This window comes from Bradyrhizobium sp. USDA 4353 (assembly GCF_054063215.1).
Window position 1 is genome coordinate 5,520,429 of record NZ_JBSSGB010000001.1, and the last position, 18,295, is coordinate 5,538,723.

Sequence of the window (18,295 nt, forward strand, 5' to 3'; positions counted from 1 at the left end):
CTTCTTGACGCAGCGACCGTCGCTCGCAAGATGCGCCATCTTTTTCCGCCAGCCAGTTTGGAGCGCCAGTCTCACAATGTCCCTCACCCCCGAAGCCATCGCCACCCTCTCGCAAGTCACCACTGCGACCATCACGACGGTCCTGCTGAAGAAGGGGTTGCGCAATGTCTGGCTGCGCGGCGCCAAGCCGCTGCGCCCGGGACAGAAGCGGCTGGTCGGCCCCGCCTTCACCCTGCGCTTCGTGCCGGCACGCGAGGATCTGGCAACGCCGGAATCCTGGTCGTCGCCGATCTCGACCCGTACCGCGATCGAGGCCATGCCCGAAGGCTGCATCGCCGTCGTGGATGCGATGGGCGTCAAGGACGCCGGCATCTTCGGCGACATTCTCTGCGCACGCATGGTGAAGCGCGGCGTGACCGCGCTGATCACCGACGGCGTGGTGCGTGACCTCGAAGGCGTGATGGGCACCGGCCTTCCCGTGTGGTGCGACGGCTATGCCGCGCCGCCGTCGGTCGCCGGCCTGACCTTCGTCGGCTGGGGCGAGGCGATCGGCTGCGGCGGCGTCGCGGTGTTCCCGAACGACGTCATGGTCGCCGACCAGGACGGCGCCGTGCTGATCCCGCAGGCGATGCTCGACCACGTGCTCGCCGAAGGCCCGGAGCAGGAGCGCATGGAGGCCTGGATCGTCGACGAGGTGAACAAGGGCGCGGTGCTGCCGGGCCTTTATCCGATGAATGCCGAGACCAAGGCGCGCTACGCCGCGTCGAAGAAGTAAGCTCGAACAGCCGCAGAAAGGCTCATCATGGATTTTCATCCCGCAGGCTCGCGCGCGACGCGCAAGGCTCCGCCGGAGTACTTCACCGGCAACGTGCTGCAGGACCCGCTGATCATGGCGCCGGCGCCGGCGCGCCTCAACGCCTCGCGCGTCTCGTTCGCGCCGGGCGCGCGCACCGCCTGGCACACCCATCCGCTCGGGCAGACGCTCTACGTCATCTCCGGCATCGGCCGCATTCAGGCCAAGGGCGGTCCGGTGCGCGAGATCCGGCCGGGCGACGTGATCTTCATCCCGCCCGGCGAGAAGCACTGGCACGGCGCGTCGCCGGACAACGAGATGACGCACATCGCCATGCAGGAGGCGCTCGATGGCGTCTACTCGAACTGGATGGAGCACGTCACCGACGAGGAATACGCGACACCGGTCGGTTGATCCGAGACTAACGAGATGTCGAGCGCGCGGTCGCAAGGCCGCGCGCTTTTGTTTTGAGAGAGCCGCGCTCAGTTCACCCGTGTCCAGGTCTGGCCGCCGCAGAACATGCCGCCGAACGCGCAGCCCTGCACGCGCAGACTGTCCGGGCCTTTCAGATCGATCGTGGAATCGTAGGTGCTGCCACTGTTGGGATCGTAGATGCGGCCGCTCCACTTCTTGTCCTGCGCCTTGTCGCTCGGACGCATGTTGATCAGGATCTGCTCGCCGTTCTGATTGGTCTTGGTGTTCACAGCGTAACCGCAGAGGTTGGTCCCGCACGGCTCGATGCGGATCTTGCCTTCCTTCTCCTCGGTCAACCAGATGCCGACCGGAGAATTCGGATCGCGAGCCGCGGTCGCGGCCGGCGGGACCGCTGCGGTTGTCACGGACGCGGGGGCTTGCGCTGGTCGGGTCGGTGGCTGCACGGCGGCAGGAGCGGTTGGGGCAGCAGGCGGCGTCACAGCCGCCGGCGGCGTGATCATGGCCGGGGCTGAGGGCGCCGGCGGCGGAGGCACCGGAGCAGGCGGGGCGGCGGCCTGGACTGGCGCAGGCGCGGCAGGCGTCGCCGGCGGGGTCGCGGGGGCTGCGGTCGTCGGCGCAGGCGGAACAGGGGCAGGGGCCGGTGTTGCCGGGGCGGCCTGCGCGGGCGGAGAAGGCGTGACGGCCGCCTCGGCAGGCGCCGGGGGAGGCTTGTCCGCGCCTGGCTGCGGCTTGGCCGTCGTATCCTGCTCGCGCTTGCTGCGCTTGGTCTTCTTCTGCTCGGTGTTGTCGTAGACGCCGGGGATCTGCACGGTGCCGCGATCGGGATCGATGCGGATGGTCTTGCCGCCATATTCGATCACATACTGCGCCTGGGCGACACTGCTGGCCAGAACCACGGCAGCAACGGCCAACAGCCTCTTCATCAGGATCTCCGCGATGTCGGTTGCTGAGGTGAGCGAGCTCACGCGCAATTAGGTCGCCGATGCGGCACGATCGGTTCAATGCCCGCACCGCTCAGAAATCCAGCGGTGCATTGTCGACGACCTCCTTCATCACGAAGAAGGTGCGCGTCTGGCGCACGCCCGGCAGCGAGATCAGCTGATCGCCGTGCATGCGGTTGAAGTCGTTCATGTCGCGGACGCGGATCTTCAGGAAGTAGTCGAAGTCGCCTGCGACGAGATGGCAGTCGAGCACGAATTTCAGCTTGCGGATGGCCGCCTCGAAGGTGCGAAAACTCTCGGGCGTCGAGCGGTCGAGCACCACGCCGACCAATACCAGCGCGCTGCGCTCGATCTTCTCGGGCGCGATCTGCGCGCGCACGCTTCTGATGTAGCCGTCCTCGAACAGCCGCTGGGTGCGGCGATGGCAGGTCGCCGCGCTGACATGCACGGCCGCGGCTAGCTCGGCGTTGCTCATCCTTCCGTCCTCCTGCAGCAGCTGCAGGATTTGGCGATCGACGCGGTCAAGATCAGTGTCGGAAGCTTCTTTCATAAAAAACCATCGAGTGAGAGAATCAGCCGCTATATCGGCTCTGAGCGGACGTAAGCATGGAAAAGACGCGCGATAAAGAGAGCACCTTTCGCAAGGTTTCTCGTATGTTTCGGCCGACCTATCCCACCATCCACGGAGAGACCCGTGCTTCGGCTCGACAAGTTCAAGAAGTATCCGCTCACCTTCGGCACCACCCCGATCGAACATTTGCCGCGCCTGACTGAGGCGCTCGGCGGCAAGGTACAGATCTACGCCAAGCGCGACGACTGCAACTCCGGCCTCGCGATGGGCGGCAACAAGCTGCGCAAGCTCGAATACATCGTGCCGGACGCGATCGAGTCGAACGCTGACACTTTGGTCTCGATCGGCGGCGTGCAGTCGAACCACACCCGCATGGTGGCGGCGACCGCGGCCAAGATCGGCATGAAGTGCGTCGTGGTGCAGGAGAGCTGGGTGCCGCACGAGGACGCCGTCTATGACCGCGTCGGCAACATCCTGATGACCCGCCTGATGGGCGCCGACAGCCGCATCGTCGAGGACGGCTTCGACATCGGCATCCGCAAGAGCTGGGAGAACGCGATCCAGTCGGTCAAGGATGCAGGCGGCAAGCCCTACGGCATTCCGGCCGGCGCCTCCGTGCACAAATTCGGCGGTCTCGGCTATGTCGGCTTCGCCGAGGAGGTGAGGGCGCAGGAAGCCGAGATGGGCATCAAGTTCGACTACATCATCGTCTGCGTCGTCACCGGCTCGACGCAAGGAGGCATGATCGTCGGCTTCGCCGCGGACGGCCGCGCCGACCGCGTCATCGGCATCGACGCCTCCGGCACGCCGGAGCAGACCCGTGCCCAGGTGCGGAAAATCGTCGACAACACCGCGGAGCTGGTCGAGCTCGGCCGCAAGGTGCGCGACGACGAGATCGTCATCCTCAACGACTACGCCTATCCGGCCTATGGCGTGCCGAGCGCCGAGACCAACGAAGCCATCCGCTTGGCCGCCCGCACCGAGGCGATGATCACCGACCCCGTCTACGAGGGCAAGTCGATGCAGGGCATGATCGACCTGGTCAAGAAGGGCTACTTCCCGGAAGGCTCCAAGGTGCTCTACGCCCATCTCGGCGGCGCCCCCGCGATCAACGGCTACAGCTACACCTACCGCAACGGCTGAGGCCGGCTGCGGCTGCCTCGTCGCGATGAGCCGAGGTACATCAACACACACGACTGTCGTCCCGGCCTCCGAGCCGGGACCGATAACCACCGCCTGTAGTGTTGTAGAGCACTGCATCTCCGTGCCTGCCACAAACAACGGCCTGTGAGTCTGGGTCCCGGCTCGGAGGCCGGGACGACACTGAATTTGTCGCGCGAGCGATCCACTAATTACGACGCGACACCGCGTTCTCGCGACGCATGACGTCCGAGTGATCATCAGTCGAACCCTCCGTCAAATGAGAGGGCGCAGGGAATGCCGGGCGCTGGCCGCAACCCATGGCCCGCCTGCAGAAAGAAAAGCAGGCGGCAGTCACCACAGGTTCAGCCGAACTCCGGCATTCCCTGCGCGATGGTCTTAACACTTATACGCAGTCTCCCTGGTGCGCCGGCTGTCTGGCCACCATTGCCCGGGTCATGCGAAGCATGGCCACGAGCGTGACACCAGCATCGGGGTGTCAGGACGCTTGCGACTTCGTGTCCGCAATCCGCCGTTCGTCAGCGTGCAAGCACGCTTCCGGCATCTTACGGCCATCGCCTCCCCACCTCGCGTGTCGTGACGATCGCGCGCAACGCCCCTTGTGTTCAGAAATTCTGTCAGAATGTGCGAACGGGCGGTTCTCGCAAAACCGCCCGTCGCTGGATCTGAGCCCGTAACGCCCCAAACGCGGCAGAGCCTGTATCAGAGCGAGGGACAGCTCCGGTGATCTTCCTCAACCCGAACAGTTGCAAGGGCTTCGAGCCCATACAAGGCAAGGAAGGGAGTGGATGATGACACAGATCGCAAATGGTGTCGCTGGTATCGATGTGGCCAAGGACAAGGTGGACGGCTGCATTCGGAAACTCGGAGTACGGCAGACATTCCCGAGCAGTTCGCTTGGGCATCGCCAGTTGGTGGCCTTGCTTCGCAAGCACAAGGTGACCAAGGCCGTCATGGAGGCCAGCGGCGGCTATGAGCGCGAATGGGCCAAGGCGCTGCGCGAGGCCGGGATAGAGGTGCGGATCGTTGATCCCAAACGGGTTCGCAGCTTCGCCTTGTCGGCGGGTCGACTGGCGAAGAACGACACGATAGACGCAGAGATGATCGCCTGGTTCGCCGAGACGTTCGACGAGGCACCGAGCCAGATCTACGATGCTGCACGCGAGGAACTGGCGGGGCTGGTGAAAGCGCGCAAGAATCTGATGGATCTGAAAACCCGTTTGCAGAACCAGACCGAGCATGTTGTGCCGGGATTGGCGCAGAAGGCCCATTCCCAGGTGTTGAAGACGCTCGCGGCTCAGATTGTGAAGCTCGAGGCTGCGATCTTCGCCAGGGTCAAGGCGACGCCGGAATTTGCCGAGCGCGCCGAGATCATTGAAAGTGTGCCGGGGCTTGCCGTCATGACCTCCGCGCTCCTCATCGCAGGAGCGCCGGAACTCGGCAAGGTGAGTGATAGGATCGCCGCTGCCCTGATCGGTGTTGCCCCTTACGACGACGACAGCGGCAAGCGCCGAGGCGAGCGCCACATCAAGGGAGGTCGGCGCTGGGTGAGAAACGGCCTGTTCCTTCCCTGCCTCGGAGCAGCGACGCAGCATAATCCGGTGCTCAAGACCTACTATGAACACCTCATCGCCAAGGGCAAAGAGCCGAAAGTTGCCCTCATCGCCTGTATGCGCAAGCTGATCATCATCCTCAACACGATGATCGCCCGCGGCGAAAAATGGAATCCCAAGCAGCCGCGCGTTGCGATGAGCTGATCGAGCGCCACATGCGCTCGGTTCACGACCGAGCGCATGCCAAGCCAACAGGACGGCGAGCGGACGGGGTCAAGGCCTTCAGCCGCCGAAGGCGGGGGCGCGTCTCGCGCCAGCCTTGAGGCCGGCCGTTCGCCGGCCTACCTCAAAAGCACAGTTGCTCGTTGAGGCGGGATGGCGGTAGTGAACCATAAATTTCGGAAAAACGCAACAGCAATATCTGCGCACCTGACCTGACGATGGTCTTCCGGTTGGAATGGCTCAGAAATATTCGGTTTTGGCCAGATCAGACCGGCGGCTTTTCGAGCCGCGCCCGGTGCTTGGCGAGAATGGCACGAGCGAACGGCGTTGCCCAGAACTGCTGTTCCGGGTCGTTGAAGTCCTCGGCGTCGAGCACGGACCGATACCAGACCGTATGAGCATGGAGATCGATGTTCCGGTCGAGGATGTCGACGACGCGTTGCCACCGTTCATCAGGATCAGGATGATTGCCGAGCCGTTGCAGGTCCTCGAACGACTGAATGATCGTTTCCATCAGCACGAAGCGCTCGTCTTCGCTGAGTTCGCCACTCTCATATGCAGAGAGAAACTCATCGATCCTGGTGGGATCTGCCACTTCCCACTCCCAGTCCTGCATACCCGGCTCGTTAGGAAAGCCAAACCGACGGCAAAGCGAATTCACTGCTTCCCTCGTGGGATGTCGCCAGAGATGCTCCGGTATGTTGGACATGATCATCCTCTCTGGATCGCGCGCCGTCGTCGAGGGGAGGGTGCTTGAAGCAGCGCCGCTCCCGCCGTCGGTCAGTCGAACCAGCTCTTGTAGATCGCCTGGTAGCTGCCGTTCTCGGTCGAGATGTGCAGCCACTGGTCGACGAAGGCCTTGAGCGCGACGTCGCGCTGCAGCCAATAGGCCTTCTCGGAGAAGTCGAACGGCTTGTCCGGATGGACGGCGCAGAGTACGCCGGGATGCAGCTTCTGCTGATAGCGGGTCTCCGAGGCGTCGGTCATCATCAGGTCGGCCGCGCCTTGCGCGATCTCCTCGAAGATGGTGATGTTGTCGGGGTGGACGCGGATGTCGGCGGCCTTGATGTTGGCGCGGGCGAAGCGCTCGTTGGTGCCGCCGGGATTGACCACGACGCGGGTGCCCGGCTTGTCGATGTCGGCGAGCGTCTGGTACTTCGAGGTGTCGCTGCAACGCGCGATCGGGGTCTTGCCCTCGCGCATGATCGGCGTCGAGAAATAGCCCTTCTTCTGGCGGTCGAGCGTGATCGAGACGCCGCCCATCGCGACGTCGAACTTGTCGGCCTCGAAATCCTTCATCAGCTGCGGCCAGCTGGTCGGCACGTACTCCACCTTCACGCCCAGCGCCTTGCCGAGCGCCTCGGCCATGTCGACATCGAAGCCGGAAAACTTGCCGGTCGCCTTGTCGAGAGAGGTGAACGGCTTGTAGTCGCCGGTCATGCCGACCCGCAGGCTGCCGCGCTGCACGATCTCGTCGAGGCGCGAGGGCTGGTCGGCGAGCGCGGCAGTGGCGAGACCGCAGGCCAGCACGGCTGCAGTCAAGGCGGCGACGGTCCGGTTGAAAAGTCCCATATTGAATTACCTCGCATAATGTGGCCGCGCTAGTCATAGCGGAGGTCGCCGCGCGCGACGAGGGGCAAGCGGGACAGGTGGTTGATGAGCATTTCGGTACGACAGGCGTCGGTCGAGGTGTTCGTGCCTTATCTTCACAACCTCTCTGGGCTGCTCGACAAGGCCGCGGCCTTTGCTGAAGCGCGCGGCATCGATCCCGCGGAGCTGCTGCAGGCCCGGCTCGCGCCCGACATGTACAATCTGGTCCGGCAGGTCTGCGAAGCCAACCGCCACGCCACCATCGCGTGTGCGCTGCTCGCCGGCCGTGCGCAGCCGACCGTTGCGGAGGGGGATGCCGACCTGGCCGGGCTGAAGCAGCGGATCGCGACCGCGATCGCGTATATCAGCAGCGTGCCCGGCGCGGCGATCGAAGAGGGCGCGGCGCGGGAGACCGTCTTCACCTTCCGGAACGGCGCGACGCGGCGCTTCGAGGACGGGCGCTCAATGCTGCTGACTTTCAGCCTGCCGCAGTTCTTCTTTCACGTCACCACCGCCTACGACATCCTGCGTCACGCCGGCGTGCCGCTGGCGAAGCCGGATTATCTGGGCGTGCGGAGATAGGCGCTTCCGCGGGACGGCCGCGAAGGTCCACAAAATACGAATGGCCATGACGGAGCCTGGCCATAGGGGACACATTGCAGTGGGGCGTGCGCCGGGACATGGGTCCTGGTGCCGGTATGCTACCGCTCGCTCGGCGCAACCGGACCCTTGCCGGTCATCTCTTTCTTCAGCGCCTCGAAGCGCTCGATCGCCTCGCGCGCACGGGCGTCGACGGTCTTGACCGCGGCCTCGGCGGTCATCGGTCCGCTGCTGACGGCAATCGAGGTCGGCCCGACGGTCTCGTCGACATAGTAGCCGTCCTCGCCGCGCCGCGCCGTCCAGCGGAAGCGGATCGCGGAAATCGGACCCGGTCCCACCTTGGTGTAGCCATCAGCCTGATCGAACGAGACGACGGTGGCAGCGGCCTTCTTCGGGGGCGGAGTCACCTTGTCGGTCTCCGTCTTGAGAGCTTCAGGCTGATCCAAAATGCTCGCTATCGTTGCGAGCGCATGCTCCGTCGCAACACTCATCGCCGCCTCTGTTCCTACTGGCGCGCGTAAAGGCCGGCGCCAATAGTCACAGTTGTAGCCAAATTTGGGCGAATTGCAATAATACGGTCAAATTCGGGCAACAAAGCGGTGGAGAAAGATCCTGACATCCGCGTGATGAGACTTGGATGCAGGACCTAGGCTACGGGACCTTGGCTACAGGACCTTGGCTACAGGACCATCGCACCGGCGGCGCGACTACAAGACGTCGGGATTGATGACGTTCTGCCGAATCGGATCGCCATCCAGCACGCTGAGAATGTTGCGCGCGGTCTGCTCGCTCATGCGGTCGACGGCCTCGCGGGTGACGCCGGCGACGTGCGGGGCCATGATCACATTGGGCAGCGCATGCAGGGCGTGGCCGACCGGCGGCGGCTCCTGCTCGAACACGTCGAGGCCTGCGCCCGCCAGCCGTCCGGACGACAGCGCATCGTACAGCGCCGCCTCGTCGATCAGCCCGCCGCGCGCGGTGTTGATCAGATAGGCCGCAGGCTTCATCAGCCTGAGACGCACGGCGTTGAACATCCCGATCGTCTCCGGCGACTTCGGGCAGTGGATGCTGACGAAATCGGCGCGCGGCAGCGCCGCGTCGAGGTCGGCGACCGCTTCGCAACCGGCGGCAGTGATGTCGGCGGCGGGCTTGTAGGGATCGTAGACGAGGACCTGCATCTCCATCGCCAGGCAGCGCTTGGCGGTGCGGGTGCCGATGCGGCCGAAGCCGATGATCAGCACGGTCTTACCGTAGAGATCGAACGGCAGCACGCCGAGCCGCGTCGCCCAGGTGCCGTCCCGGACCATCGCATGCATCTCGTTGGCGCGCTTGGCGAGCGTCAGCATCATGAACAGCGCCTGCTCGGCAACCGAGGGCGAGTTCGCGGTGCCCGCCACCATCAGCGGCACCTTGTGCTTGCTAAGTGCGGGCACGTCGACCGCATCGAAGCCGACGCCGATGCGCGTCACGACCTTCATGTCGCCGGCGGCGATGAGCTCCGGCTCGCCGAAGCGCGTGGCGCCGAGCGCGACGCCATGCACCGGCGCGTGAGACTTCAGCAGCGCCGAGAAATCCGCGGCCGAGATCATGTTGGGGAATTCGATCATCTCGACATCGTCGCGCGCCGCAAGCAGCGCGCGTCCCTTGGCCGAGAAGGATTCGGTGACGAGGATCTTGTTCTTGTTGGTTGCCGTCCTGGTGGTCATGTCCTGCCCTTGAAGCGTCTTGTGCTCGTCAGATGACGAGGCCGGTCGCTTCATTTAACAGGTGCATGTTGTTGAGGTCCATTGCCATGCGCAGGGGGCTGCCATCCCGCGCGCCGGCATTGGGGCTGACGCGCCCGCACACCGGCGTGTCGTCGAGGCTGAAGTAGACCAGGGTCTCCATGCCCATCGGCTCGGTGACGTCGAGCATCGCCTCGAACGGCTCGATGCCGGGCTCCGCATGCGGCCTGTTGTCCATGATGTGCTCCGGCCGGATGCCGAGCAGCAGCCGGTCATTCCGCGACACGGATTGATAGCGCGCGGTGCGCGCCGGCGGCAGCGGGAAGCTGATTCGATCGGTCAGGCGGATGTGCAGCCGGCCGTTGGCGTCTTCCAGCCGGCACGGCACGAAGTTCATGGCGGGCGAGCCGATGAAGCCGGCGACGAAGCGCGTGGCGGGGTTGTGATACAGCTCGGTCGGCGTGCCGATCTGCTCGATGCGGCCCTTGTTCATGACGACGACGCGATCGGCGAGCGTCATGGCCTCGACCTGGTCGTGGGTGACGTAGACGGTGGTGGTACGGACCTTCTGGTGCACCTTCTTGATCTCGATGCGCATCTGCACACGGAGCTTGGCGTCGAGATTGGACAGCGGCTCGTCGAACAGGAACACCTTCGGATTGCGCACGATGGCGCGGCCCATCGCGACGCGCTGGCGCTGGCCGCCGGAGAGCTGCTTGGGCTTGCGGTCGATGAGATCGGCGATATCCAGCATGCGCGCGGCCTCCGCCACGCGGCTCTTGATCTCGGCCTTCGGATAGTGCTTCAGGCGCAGCCCGAACGACATGTTCTCGGCGACCGTCATGTGCGGATAGAGCGCGTAGTTCTGGAACACCATCGCGATGTCGCGATCCTTCGGCGGCACGTCGTTGACGACGTCGCCGCCGATCGCGATGTCGCCGTCGGAGATGTCCTCGAGCCCCGCGATCATCCGCAACGTCGTCGACTTGCCGCAGCCGGACGGGCCGACCAGCACGACGAATTCGTGATCGGCGATGTCCAGATCGATGCCGCGGACAGCCTCGACGTCGTCGTAACGCTTCACGACCTTGCGCAAGCTCACTTCAGCCATGTCAGATCAACCCCCGTCATCAACTTGCTTCATCAGCCTTTGGTCGCGCCGGCGGTGAGGCCGGCGATGTAGTAGTCCATCAGGAATGCGTAGATGATCAGCGGCGGCGCAGCGCCCAGCAGCGCGCCGGTCATGATCTGTCCCCAGTTGAAGACGTCGCCCTTGATCAGGGTGGTGACGATGCCAACCGGCAGCACCAGCTGGTCGGCCGAGGTGGTGAACACCAGCGGATACAGGAACTGCGCCCAGGACACGGTGAAGGCGAAGATCGTCGCCGCGATCAGGCCGGGCAGGGCGACGGGAATGAAGATTCGCGTCAAGGTCTGCAGCCAGGAGGCGCCATCGATGATCGCGGCCTCGTCCAGCTCCTTCGGGATCGAGGCGAAGTAGCCAATCATGATCCAGGTGCAGAACGGCACCGTCAAGGTCGGATAGATGAACAGCAGCACGTACCAGCGGTTGATGAGCTGGATGCCGGTGACGTCGCCGATCAGCGCGAACATCTTGAACAGCGGAATGAACAGCAGACTGTCGGGGATCAGGTAGGTCAGGAACACGCCGGTGGCGAGCGTCGCCGAGCCCCAGAACTTCATCCGCGACAGCGCGAATGCCGCGGGAATGCTGATCAGCATGGTGATGATCACGACGACGATCGAGACCATGGCGGAGTTGAAGAAGAAGCGCAGGAACTGGTTCGAGCTCAGCAGCGCGGCGTAGTTCTCGAGGGTGGGGTTGAACACCCACCACGGATTGGTCGCGGCGGAAATCTCGGCGCTGCCCTTCAACGACGTGATCAGCATGTAGAACGGCGGCACCAGCGAGAAGATCGCGAACAGCACGAGGAAGAAATAGGACCAGCGCAGCGCCCAGGCGCGGTCGCGGCTCATGGAGCCGTATTTCACGGTGCGGGTCGGGCCGGCCTTGTCGACGGTCATCGTGCTCATCAGGATTCGTTCCCCCGCTTGTTGACGTCGCGCAGGATGAAGATGGCGGCGACCGCCAGGATCGGCACCATGAACAGCGAGACGCTGGCGCCGAGCGGGATGTCGCTGCCCTCGATGCCGACGCGGAACGCCCAGGTCGCGAAGATGTGGGTCTTGTCGAGCGGGCCGCCGGCGGTGAGGATGCGGACGATGTCGAAATTCGCGAAGGTGACGATCAGCGAGAACAGCGTGGTGATGGCGATGATGTTGCGCATCATCGGCAGGGTCACGTACCAGATCCGCTGCCACCAATTGGCGCCGTCGATCGCCGCGGCCTCGTAGAGCTGGTCCGGCACCGATTTCAGCGCCGCCAGATACATGATCATGAAGAACGGCGCGCCGTACCAGACATTGACCAGGATCACGGAGAACCGCGCCCAGGCGGCATCGCCCGTCCACGGGATCGGACCGATGCCGAAGAACGACAGCGTGTAGTTGAAGGCGCTGTAGGACGGGTCGAACAGCCACAGCCAGGCCAGCGTGCTCATCGCCGGCGGGATCACCCAGGGCACGAGCAGCATGCCGCGCCATTTGCGCTGGCCCTTGGCCGGGATGTTGTGGACGAAATGCGCGACGATGAAGCCGATCAGCGCCTTGAACAGCACGGCGGAGATCGCGAAGATGCAGGACTGCTTGACGACCAGCCAGAACGTGTCGCGCTTGAACAGGAACTCGAAATTGCCGAAGCCGACGAAGCGCTGCATCGACTTGTTCAGCGTTGCCAGATGCACCGAATAGAACGCGGGATAGACGACGAGCAGGACGATCAGCAGGATCAGTGGCAGCGTCATCAGGAAGGCGACGGTTGATTTCCGCTTCAGGGCCTTGCGCAGACCGCTGCGGCCGACCGCGGGGCGGGGACGCGCCACCGCGTTTTCGCCGAATGCAGCATCGACCATGACGACAAGCTCCTTGGCTTGGCCGGCGGACGCCGGCGTTCACGAGGCAGGGGACGCGGGCGGCGGCTCACGATGGCGGCTGGACGAGCCGCCATCGCGGGACCGGCGGTCGGCTCAGCTGCGCAGGAAGCCCTCGCACTCGCCCTCGGCCCAGGAGAGCGTCTTCTCCATGCTCTCGCCCTGGGCATAGCGCAGGGCCATCTTGGTCTGCGTGGCCTGGAAATAGATCTGCTGCGCGACCTTGGGCGGCGCGGGCGAGGCCGCGATCGACAGCACCTGTTGCTGATACGGATCGGGATAGTGGAAGATCGTCCCCTTCGGCGGTCCCTGCTCGGCCCAGACCTTCAACTTGGTGAGCTTGTCGAAGGCCGGCAGATCGTAGCCGCCGCTGGCATCGACCATCTTCTCGATCGACGACGGCTTGGAGAGATGCACGAGCAGGCTCTTGGCGGCCGGCTTGTTCTTGGAGAAGGTCCAGATCGACCAGAAATAGGGGAGGAACGGTGCGAAGCGGCCCTTCGGCCCGGCCGGGAAGCCGTGCGTCCAGCACTGCTCGGCCACCTGCGGGGCATCGCGCTTGGCCACCGCCCAGGCGCTCGGCGGGTTCATGATTAGCGCGCCCTTGCCCGCGATCAGCCATTTATTGTTCGAGGCATCGTCCCAGGCGCCGACATCCGGCGGCAGGAAGGCGATCAGCTTCTTGTAGAACTCGAGCACCTGGCGCACCGCATCGGTCTTGACGGTGAGGTTGCCCTTGGCATCGACGAGCTCAGCGCCGAACGCCTTGAAGAACGCGCCGGCGGTGTCGACGCTGTCCGAGGTTTCGCCCAGCCCGATGCCGAAGGGAACGCCGGCCTTGTGGCAGGCCTCGGCGGCCTTGAGGAAGGTGTCGGTGGTCCAGCTCTCGGCCTTCGGCGGTCCGCCGGCCGGGTACAGCTCCTGGACATCGATGCCGGCATGCTTCTTCATCAGGTCGATGCGCGAGCAGGGGCCCTTGATCTGGCTGCCGACACAGGCCGGCACGCCCATCCATTTGCCGTCGAGAACGCCGAGATACTTGACGGTGTCGTTGACCGCGCCGTTCTCCTGGATGATCGGCTCCATGATGTCGTTCACGGGCTCGAGCAGATCGGAGTTCGAGTGACACCACCAGGTCGGCATCTGGAAGATGTCATGGCCCGATTTGGCCTGCGCCTCCGCGGCGATGGTGACGAGGTTCTTGTTGCCCTGGCTGGTGATGTAGTCGACCTGGAGGTCGACCTTCTCCTTGGCCGCCCATTCCTTGCAGAGCTCCATGGAGGCGTTGTTGGCATCTGGTACCCAATGGTCCCAGAACCCGATCGACAGCTTTCCGGCGGCGTACGCGCCGCGCACATAGGGCGCGGCGATCATGACCGCCGAGGTGGCAGCGGTCGCAGCAACGAATTGTCGGCGGTTCAGATTCCTCCGTGACATGGCGTTCCCTCCCTGGTGAGCCAAGCATTCGGTTTGCAGCGAATCCTGTTTGTTAGTTATTGCGTCGCGTCACGCGCGCGCGTGGATTTCGCTTGAATGCAATCAGATCAGAATTGCGCGCGGCTGTCGAGAAAGCAGGTGCGGCGAAACTTAGAACTCATGACGTGCACAATTCGACGCAGGTGCGCAGGTGATTGCAACGCAATGATGAGCGCTGCAACGCACAGCGTGCCGAACTGCGCTCGCGCGAGATAGCCTGAGTGCGATGCGCCACGCCGTGCGGCGGATGGACTTACGCGTTGCGGCAACGCTAGAATTTCTGCCGACTCACGGGGGATCGCCGGCATCGCTGCTGCGGTCTTTGCTGTCTTGGAGAGGGAGTTCGAGCTGATGACGATCGGCCAATGGGGGAGGCGGATGCGCCGTCGTCTCTGCAGCGCAGCAGCCGTGCTGCTGATGCTGGGCGCCGCCGCGGCGCTGCCGCGTCAGGTTGCCGCGCAGGGCCTGTTCAAAGGCGTCGAGCAGGGCGCCCGCGAAGGCAACAAGGCGGCAGGGCCGGTCGGCGGCGTGCTGGGTGGCGCGATCGGCGGCGTCGTCGGCGTGGTCACGGGCGTCACCGGCGTGCTGACGGGAACCGACGGGCAGCCGAGCGCCCAGCCCGCGCCGGCGGCGCCTGCTCCGGAGGGCAAGAAGGCGAAGTCAGCCAAGACGCCGAAAGCCAGCAAGGTCGCGAAGGCCGCGCCGATGCTGACGCAGCCGGGCGTCCCTGAGCTCACTGCCGAGCAGATCGTCGCCAACAGCGACGCCAATGTCGAGCGTCTGAAGACCGGACTGAACCTGACCGAGGAGCAGGCCAAGAAGTGGGGCCCATTCGCCAACGCGATGCACGCCCTCGGCCGCAACGGCGCCGATCGCCTCAATTTGCGCATCGCCAGGGCGAAGCGCGATCCGCCCGACGACATCGTCGAGCAGATGCGCAACGAGGCCCAGTTCCTGGTCGACCGCGCCGCCGACCAGCGCGCCGTCGCCGACGCCTCCGAGCCGCTGTTCACCAGCCTCGACGACAAGCAGAAGCAGATTTTTATCGACGAGATGGTGAGGCTGAGCAGGGAGAGGGGGCTCGACTAACTCGCGAACGGCGCGATCCATGCCTCGGTGACCGCCCTCGCGACGCGATCCTGGATCACGGCAAGGTTCAGGTCATGCTTGAGCGGGAAATGATGGGCCATGGCACCGGCCGACACGGACGCCTTGTTGCGAATCTCGAGCATTCCCATCGTGAAATAGCCTTGGCTCACAAAGGCTACGAAGGCGGCATCGACGCGCCGACCTTGATACTCGAGTCCCCCCAACATCCGGTCCAAATGTGGCTCCGGAGAATTGTCGTTACAAATTCATGCACACAGCAACGAAGCGAGCGCTATCGATAGAGATCCCAGCTTAGTGCGGACGAGGTCAATGGTTTTGCAGAACGAGCGAGGAGCCTCCATCGTTGATCATGAGTTCGAGCAGGCGCTACAGCAGCTCCTCGCGTCCTACTCTCTGAGGCTGCAGCACCTCCATCAGGGCACAATCAACTATCAGAAAACGATCCTGGATCAGCCGCAGTCGTGGGTCGAGCTGCACGTTCTTGCGTCGCCGGTCGTTAGCTGATGTGCGCCAATCGAGTTCTCGCCGCGGTAGCAAGGTAGCAGCCACCTAAAGATTGGTTAACGATTGAAATCGCCGACCAGCGCAATTGCTTCGGGTTCGTAACGCGACCTCAACCCGCCTCGGTCATCGTCAGATCCGCAGAAGCGAGGTCAGCCATGTTACACGCGACAGAACGTCAGTTTGCAGACGCCCAGGCGATCGAGGCGAAGTCCATCAAGCGCGAAGCGATGGAAGCGCTCTTCGTGGCGCAGATCGCCGAGGCGCTCTATCCGATCCTCATCACAGACGAGAGCGGCCCGGCCGATCAGGCGGAGAAGCGGGCGCGTGTTGAACAGGCCGCGCGTGCAGCGTGGGAACGTTTCTCGGCGGTCTGACAGAGACGGTGCACACCGCTCCGTTCTGCACGCCACAATGCCGGAGGAGACGCCGGTGTGCTTCCCGGAAGCGACGCGCCTGAAAGAGTCGCCAGGAGATATTACTGCCGCATCGTTCCCACGAGTCGGGGAGCGATAAGTTGCGCTGAAGTGCAGCGCTAACAGGCAAGCCGTTGAGCACTGTCAATCCCGAACGATTGCGAACGACGGAAAACAGGATTCTGGCGGAAGGGGTGGGATTCGAACCCACGGTACCCTTGCGGGCACGCCGGTTTTCAAGACCGGTGCCTTAAACCACTCGGCCACCCTTCCAATCCGGCGTGATTCCGGAATGCTCGCGAGCGAGTCGGCATGATGAGCAGCGTCCTCGCGAGCCCTGTTTAGGGTGCTGGCTTGCGGCTCGTCAACGGCGGTTTCGCTCCTCGGCGAATCTCGGTCGTTCGAATCGTCGGTCGGGGCGCGCTCGCGCGGAATTTCCGTCGCCCAGGGCAACGGTCGATCGTGCCGGCGCTCGGAGCGCCCGGCCTCGTTTACATGAACGCAAAAACCATGAGGCTCGAGCACAACACGGCGGTGCTCACGGCCGCCAGGGCGAGAAAGCCGCCCGAAAACAGATCTTGGTGTCGCATGGGCCACCTGCTGCGGCCGGATTCGCGGTCCGAACTCGCGGGCTCGTTCGATCGAAGGCCCGGCTCGGAGATCATGCAGCTTCAGGCCAATCCTGAAGGGTCGCTGTCGTAGGGATAAGATATCAGCGGACGAAAGCCGACCGTGTCGTCGGCTGTCCGACCTTTGCAGCATCAGGCCCGCGAACGGACCCCTTCAAACGCGTGAGCGAGGAAGATGCCGGCGCCAACCAAGCCCATCACCGCTGTCATTGCTTCGATCATCGTGAACACACCCTTGTTGCGCCCCGTGTGAAGGAAACGACGTGCAGGCCTGCACAGTCAAAATGATTCAGGGGAGGTAAATGAGAACGCCCCTAAGTGATGTTTTCACGCAACATATGTGTCTAAAAAGGTGCACTCGCAACAATGCGCGGCGGATCCGTGCACGCGAGGGCACCTATCGCACAGGACGGACAACCGCTGTGATAGGCGCGCGACGCCCCGGAAAGCTCCGGTTAACCAAGGCGGGGGCCACCCCATTTCCGCCGTGTTCGGGTTGCGTTATCCTTATGCAGTGAGTTGCGGGGATGCGACTCGGGGAGAAGCCGGTACGTGGGGGCTGCGGGGCGCGGCTCGAGCGACCACCGGCGAAGTGGTATTTGGGGTCGATGGGGATTGATCAAACAGATCCGGCCGGGAGAGCGGTGCGCGGCGCTGTCGCGATTCTCGCCTGCCTGATGGTCGCGAATTGCGCCTCCTCCAACAAGTTCGCCAGCAAGGTCGATCCGAAATACGGCGTGTCGTCGAGCCCGCGTGTCGTCGGCTTCGGCGAGCCGGTGCCGAAGGGCGGCGGCGTCTACCGCGTCGGCAAGCCCTATACGGTCGCCGGCAAGACCTACGTGCCGGAAGAGGACACCAATTATCGCGCCGAGGGCATGGCGTCCTGGTATGGCGACGACTTCCACGGGCGCCTGACCGCCAATGGCGAGGTGTTCGACATGGCCTCGCTGACGGCGGCGCATCCGACCCTGCCGCTGCCGAGCTATGCGCGGGTCACCAATCTCGCCAACGGCAAATCGCTGATCGTCCGGATCAATGATCGCGGCCCGTACCACGGCAACCGGTTGATCGACGTCTCCAACAAGGCGGCCGACCTGCTCGAGTTCAAGGGCAACGGCATCGCCAAGGTGCGCGTCGAATATGTCGGCCGGGCGCCGCTCGAAGGCTCCGACGATACCCAGCTGATGGCGACCCTGCGCACCGGCATCCCGGCGCCCGCGCCGTCGCTGGTCCGCGTTGCCTCGGCCAAGCCGTTCGTGCCGGAGATGGGCGCGAGCCGTCCGATTCGCGGCGAGATCCCGATGCCGGAGGGCCGGCCCTATACGCTCGGCAACACGTCAGCCGACATGGCCTCGATCGGCGCGACCTCCGAGCTGTCGGCCTCCAGCCGCTCCAGGGGACGCACCCTCGATAATCCCCGCGCCGTCTCCTACGACCAGAGCGGCCGCTACGTCTCGCAGGGAGAGACGACCGCCAATGACGGCGCCGACGAGGCGCGCGACATCATGAGCGGCCGCGGCCTTTACTGAGCACACCGTCGATCGCTTTCAGATGCCCAAAAC

The 18,295-nt window shown here is 64.2% G+C and carries 21 protein-coding genes and 1 tRNA gene; 10 read left to right on the forward strand and 12 right to left on the reverse strand.

Annotation, left to right across the window (positions count from 1 at the left end):
- Window positions 1-76: 76 nt before the first annotated feature.
- Both ACVILH_RS24965 and ACVILH_RS24970 read left to right on the forward strand, forming a co-directional pair.
- Window positions 77-775 (forward strand): ribonuclease activity regulator RraA, encoded by a 699-nt coding sequence (locus tag ACVILH_RS24965; protein WP_456715256.1) that lies wholly within the window; start codon window positions 77-79, stop codon window positions 773-775.
- Between the two features lie 27 nt (window positions 776-802).
- Complete coding sequence (locus tag ACVILH_RS24970) at window positions 803-1,207, forward strand: (R)-mandelonitrile lyase (RefSeq protein ID WP_456715257.1); 405 nt, start codon at window positions 803-805, stop codon at window positions 1,205-1,207.
- A 68-nt stretch (window positions 1,208-1,275) separates the two neighbouring features.
- Here ACVILH_RS24970 and ACVILH_RS24975 read toward each other — a convergent pair whose 3' ends face one another.
- Window positions 1,276-2,151, reverse strand: a complete 876-nt coding sequence (locus ACVILH_RS24975; RefSeq protein WP_456715258.1) for a DUF2147 domain-containing protein — start codon at window positions 2,149-2,151, stop codon at window positions 1,276-1,278.
- Window positions 2,152-2,242: 91 nt separating this feature from the next.
- Window positions 2,243-2,719, reverse strand: coding sequence for an Lrp/AsnC family transcriptional regulator (locus tag ACVILH_RS24980; RefSeq protein WP_456715259.1), 477 nt, complete (start codon window positions 2,717-2,719; stop codon window positions 2,243-2,245).
- Window positions 2,720-2,863: 144 nt separating this feature from the next.
- Between ACVILH_RS24980 and ACVILH_RS24985 the strand changes: the two genes are divergently transcribed.
- Window positions 2,864-3,883, forward strand: coding sequence for a 1-aminocyclopropane-1-carboxylate deaminase (locus tag ACVILH_RS24985; RefSeq protein WP_456715260.1), 1,020 nt, complete (start codon window positions 2,864-2,866; stop codon window positions 3,881-3,883).
- Between the two features lie 806 nt (window positions 3,884-4,689).
- The gene (locus tag ACVILH_RS24990) at window positions 4,690-5,658 is read left to right on the forward strand and encodes an IS110 family RNA-guided transposase (protein ID WP_456715261.1); all 969 of its coding nucleotides are present in this window, start codon (window positions 4,690-4,692) and stop codon (window positions 5,656-5,658) included.
- 283 nt (window positions 5,659-5,941) lie between these two features.
- Here ACVILH_RS24990 and ACVILH_RS24995 read toward each other — a convergent pair whose 3' ends face one another.
- Window positions 5,942-6,292, reverse strand: coding sequence for a hypothetical protein (locus ACVILH_RS24995; protein ID WP_456715262.1), 351 nt, complete (start codon window positions 6,290-6,292; stop codon window positions 5,942-5,944).
- 164 nt (window positions 6,293-6,456) lie between these two features.
- Window positions 6,457-7,248, reverse strand: a complete 792-nt coding sequence (locus tag ACVILH_RS25000) for a transporter substrate-binding domain-containing protein (protein WP_456715263.1) — start codon at window positions 7,246-7,248, stop codon at window positions 6,457-6,459.
- Window positions 7,249-7,332: 84 nt separating this feature from the next.
- On the opposite strand from ACVILH_RS25000, the gene ACVILH_RS25005 reads away from it, so the two are divergent.
- Window positions 7,333-7,848: a DUF1993 domain-containing protein gene (locus ACVILH_RS25005; RefSeq protein WP_456715264.1), complete on the forward strand. Its 516-nt coding sequence runs from the start codon at window positions 7,333-7,335 to the stop codon at window positions 7,846-7,848.
- Between the two features lie 119 nt (window positions 7,849-7,967).
- On the opposite strand, the gene ACVILH_RS25010 is transcribed toward ACVILH_RS25005, so the two are convergent.
- From ACVILH_RS25010 to ACVILH_RS25035, 6 genes are all read right to left on the reverse strand, one after another.
- Window positions 7,968-8,357 carry a hypothetical protein gene (locus ACVILH_RS25010; RefSeq protein ID WP_456715265.1) on the reverse strand — a complete coding sequence of 130 codons (390 nt, stop codon included), beginning with the start codon at window positions 8,355-8,357 and terminating at the stop codon, window positions 7,968-7,970.
- A 216-nt stretch (window positions 8,358-8,573) separates the two neighbouring features.
- A complete protein-coding gene (locus tag ACVILH_RS25015) occupies window positions 8,574-9,572 on the reverse strand; it encodes a hydroxyacid dehydrogenase (protein WP_456715266.1) in 999 nt (332 codons plus the stop codon).
- 28 nt (window positions 9,573-9,600) lie between these two features.
- Entirely contained in the window at window positions 9,601-10,701 is a 1,101-nt protein-coding gene (locus ACVILH_RS25020) for an ABC transporter ATP-binding protein (RefSeq protein WP_456715267.1), read from the reverse strand.
- 32 nt (window positions 10,702-10,733) lie between these two features.
- A complete protein-coding gene (locus tag ACVILH_RS25025) occupies window positions 10,734-11,645 on the reverse strand; it encodes a carbohydrate ABC transporter permease (RefSeq protein ID WP_456715268.1) in 912 nt (303 codons plus the stop codon).
- Window positions 11,645-12,583, reverse strand: coding sequence for a carbohydrate ABC transporter permease (locus tag ACVILH_RS25030; RefSeq protein ID WP_456715269.1), 939 nt, complete (start codon window positions 12,581-12,583; stop codon window positions 11,645-11,647). The genes ACVILH_RS25025 and ACVILH_RS25030 overlap by 1 nt, the downstream gene beginning before the upstream one ends.
- A 114-nt stretch (window positions 12,584-12,697) precedes the next feature.
- Window positions 12,698-14,038 carry an ABC transporter substrate-binding protein gene (locus ACVILH_RS25035; RefSeq protein ID WP_456715270.1) on the reverse strand — a complete coding sequence of 447 codons (1,341 nt, stop codon included), beginning with the start codon at window positions 14,036-14,038 and terminating at the stop codon, window positions 12,698-12,700.
- A 417-nt stretch (window positions 14,039-14,455) separates the two neighbouring features.
- On the opposite strand from ACVILH_RS25035, the gene ACVILH_RS25040 reads away from it, so the two are divergent.
- Complete coding sequence (locus tag ACVILH_RS25040) at window positions 14,456-15,166, forward strand: Spy/CpxP family protein refolding chaperone (protein WP_456715271.1); 711 nt, start codon at window positions 14,456-14,458, stop codon at window positions 15,164-15,166.
- Here ACVILH_RS25040 and ACVILH_RS25045 read toward each other — a convergent pair.
- Window positions 15,163-15,393 carry a TetR family transcriptional regulator gene (locus ACVILH_RS25045; protein ID WP_456717070.1) on the reverse strand — a complete coding sequence of 77 codons (231 nt, stop codon included), beginning with the start codon at window positions 15,391-15,393 and terminating at the stop codon, window positions 15,163-15,165. The two genes, ACVILH_RS25040 and ACVILH_RS25045, sit on opposite strands and share 4 nt — an antisense overlap.
- Window positions 15,394-15,496: 103 nt before the next feature.
- Here ACVILH_RS25045 and ACVILH_RS25050 point away from each other — a divergent pair, with 103 nt between their 5' ends.
- Window positions 15,497-15,691 (forward strand): hypothetical protein, encoded by a 195-nt coding sequence (locus ACVILH_RS25050; protein WP_456715272.1) that lies wholly within the window; start codon window positions 15,497-15,499, stop codon window positions 15,689-15,691.
- A gap of 155 nt (window positions 15,692-15,846) precedes the next feature.
- Window positions 15,847-16,065: a hypothetical protein gene (locus ACVILH_RS25055; RefSeq protein WP_456715273.1), complete on the forward strand. Its 219-nt coding sequence runs from the start codon at window positions 15,847-15,849 to the stop codon at window positions 16,063-16,065.
- Between the two features lie 222 nt (window positions 16,066-16,287).
- Here the strand turns inward: ACVILH_RS25055 and ACVILH_RS25060 are convergent.
- A tRNA-Ser gene (locus ACVILH_RS25060) sits at window positions 16,288-16,377 on the reverse strand.
- A gap of 81 nt (window positions 16,378-16,458) precedes the next feature.
- On the opposite strand from ACVILH_RS25060, the gene ACVILH_RS25065 reads away from it, so the two are divergent.
- Window positions 16,459-16,806, forward strand: coding sequence for a hypothetical protein (locus ACVILH_RS25065; protein WP_456715274.1), 348 nt, complete (start codon window positions 16,459-16,461; stop codon window positions 16,804-16,806).
- 535 nt (window positions 16,807-17,341) lie between these two features.
- Window positions 17,342-18,262 carry a septal ring lytic transglycosylase RlpA family protein gene (locus ACVILH_RS25070; RefSeq protein ID WP_456715275.1) on the forward strand — a complete coding sequence of 307 codons (921 nt, stop codon included), beginning with the start codon at window positions 17,342-17,344 and terminating at the stop codon, window positions 18,260-18,262.
- Window positions 18,263-18,295 lie beyond the last annotated feature (33 nt).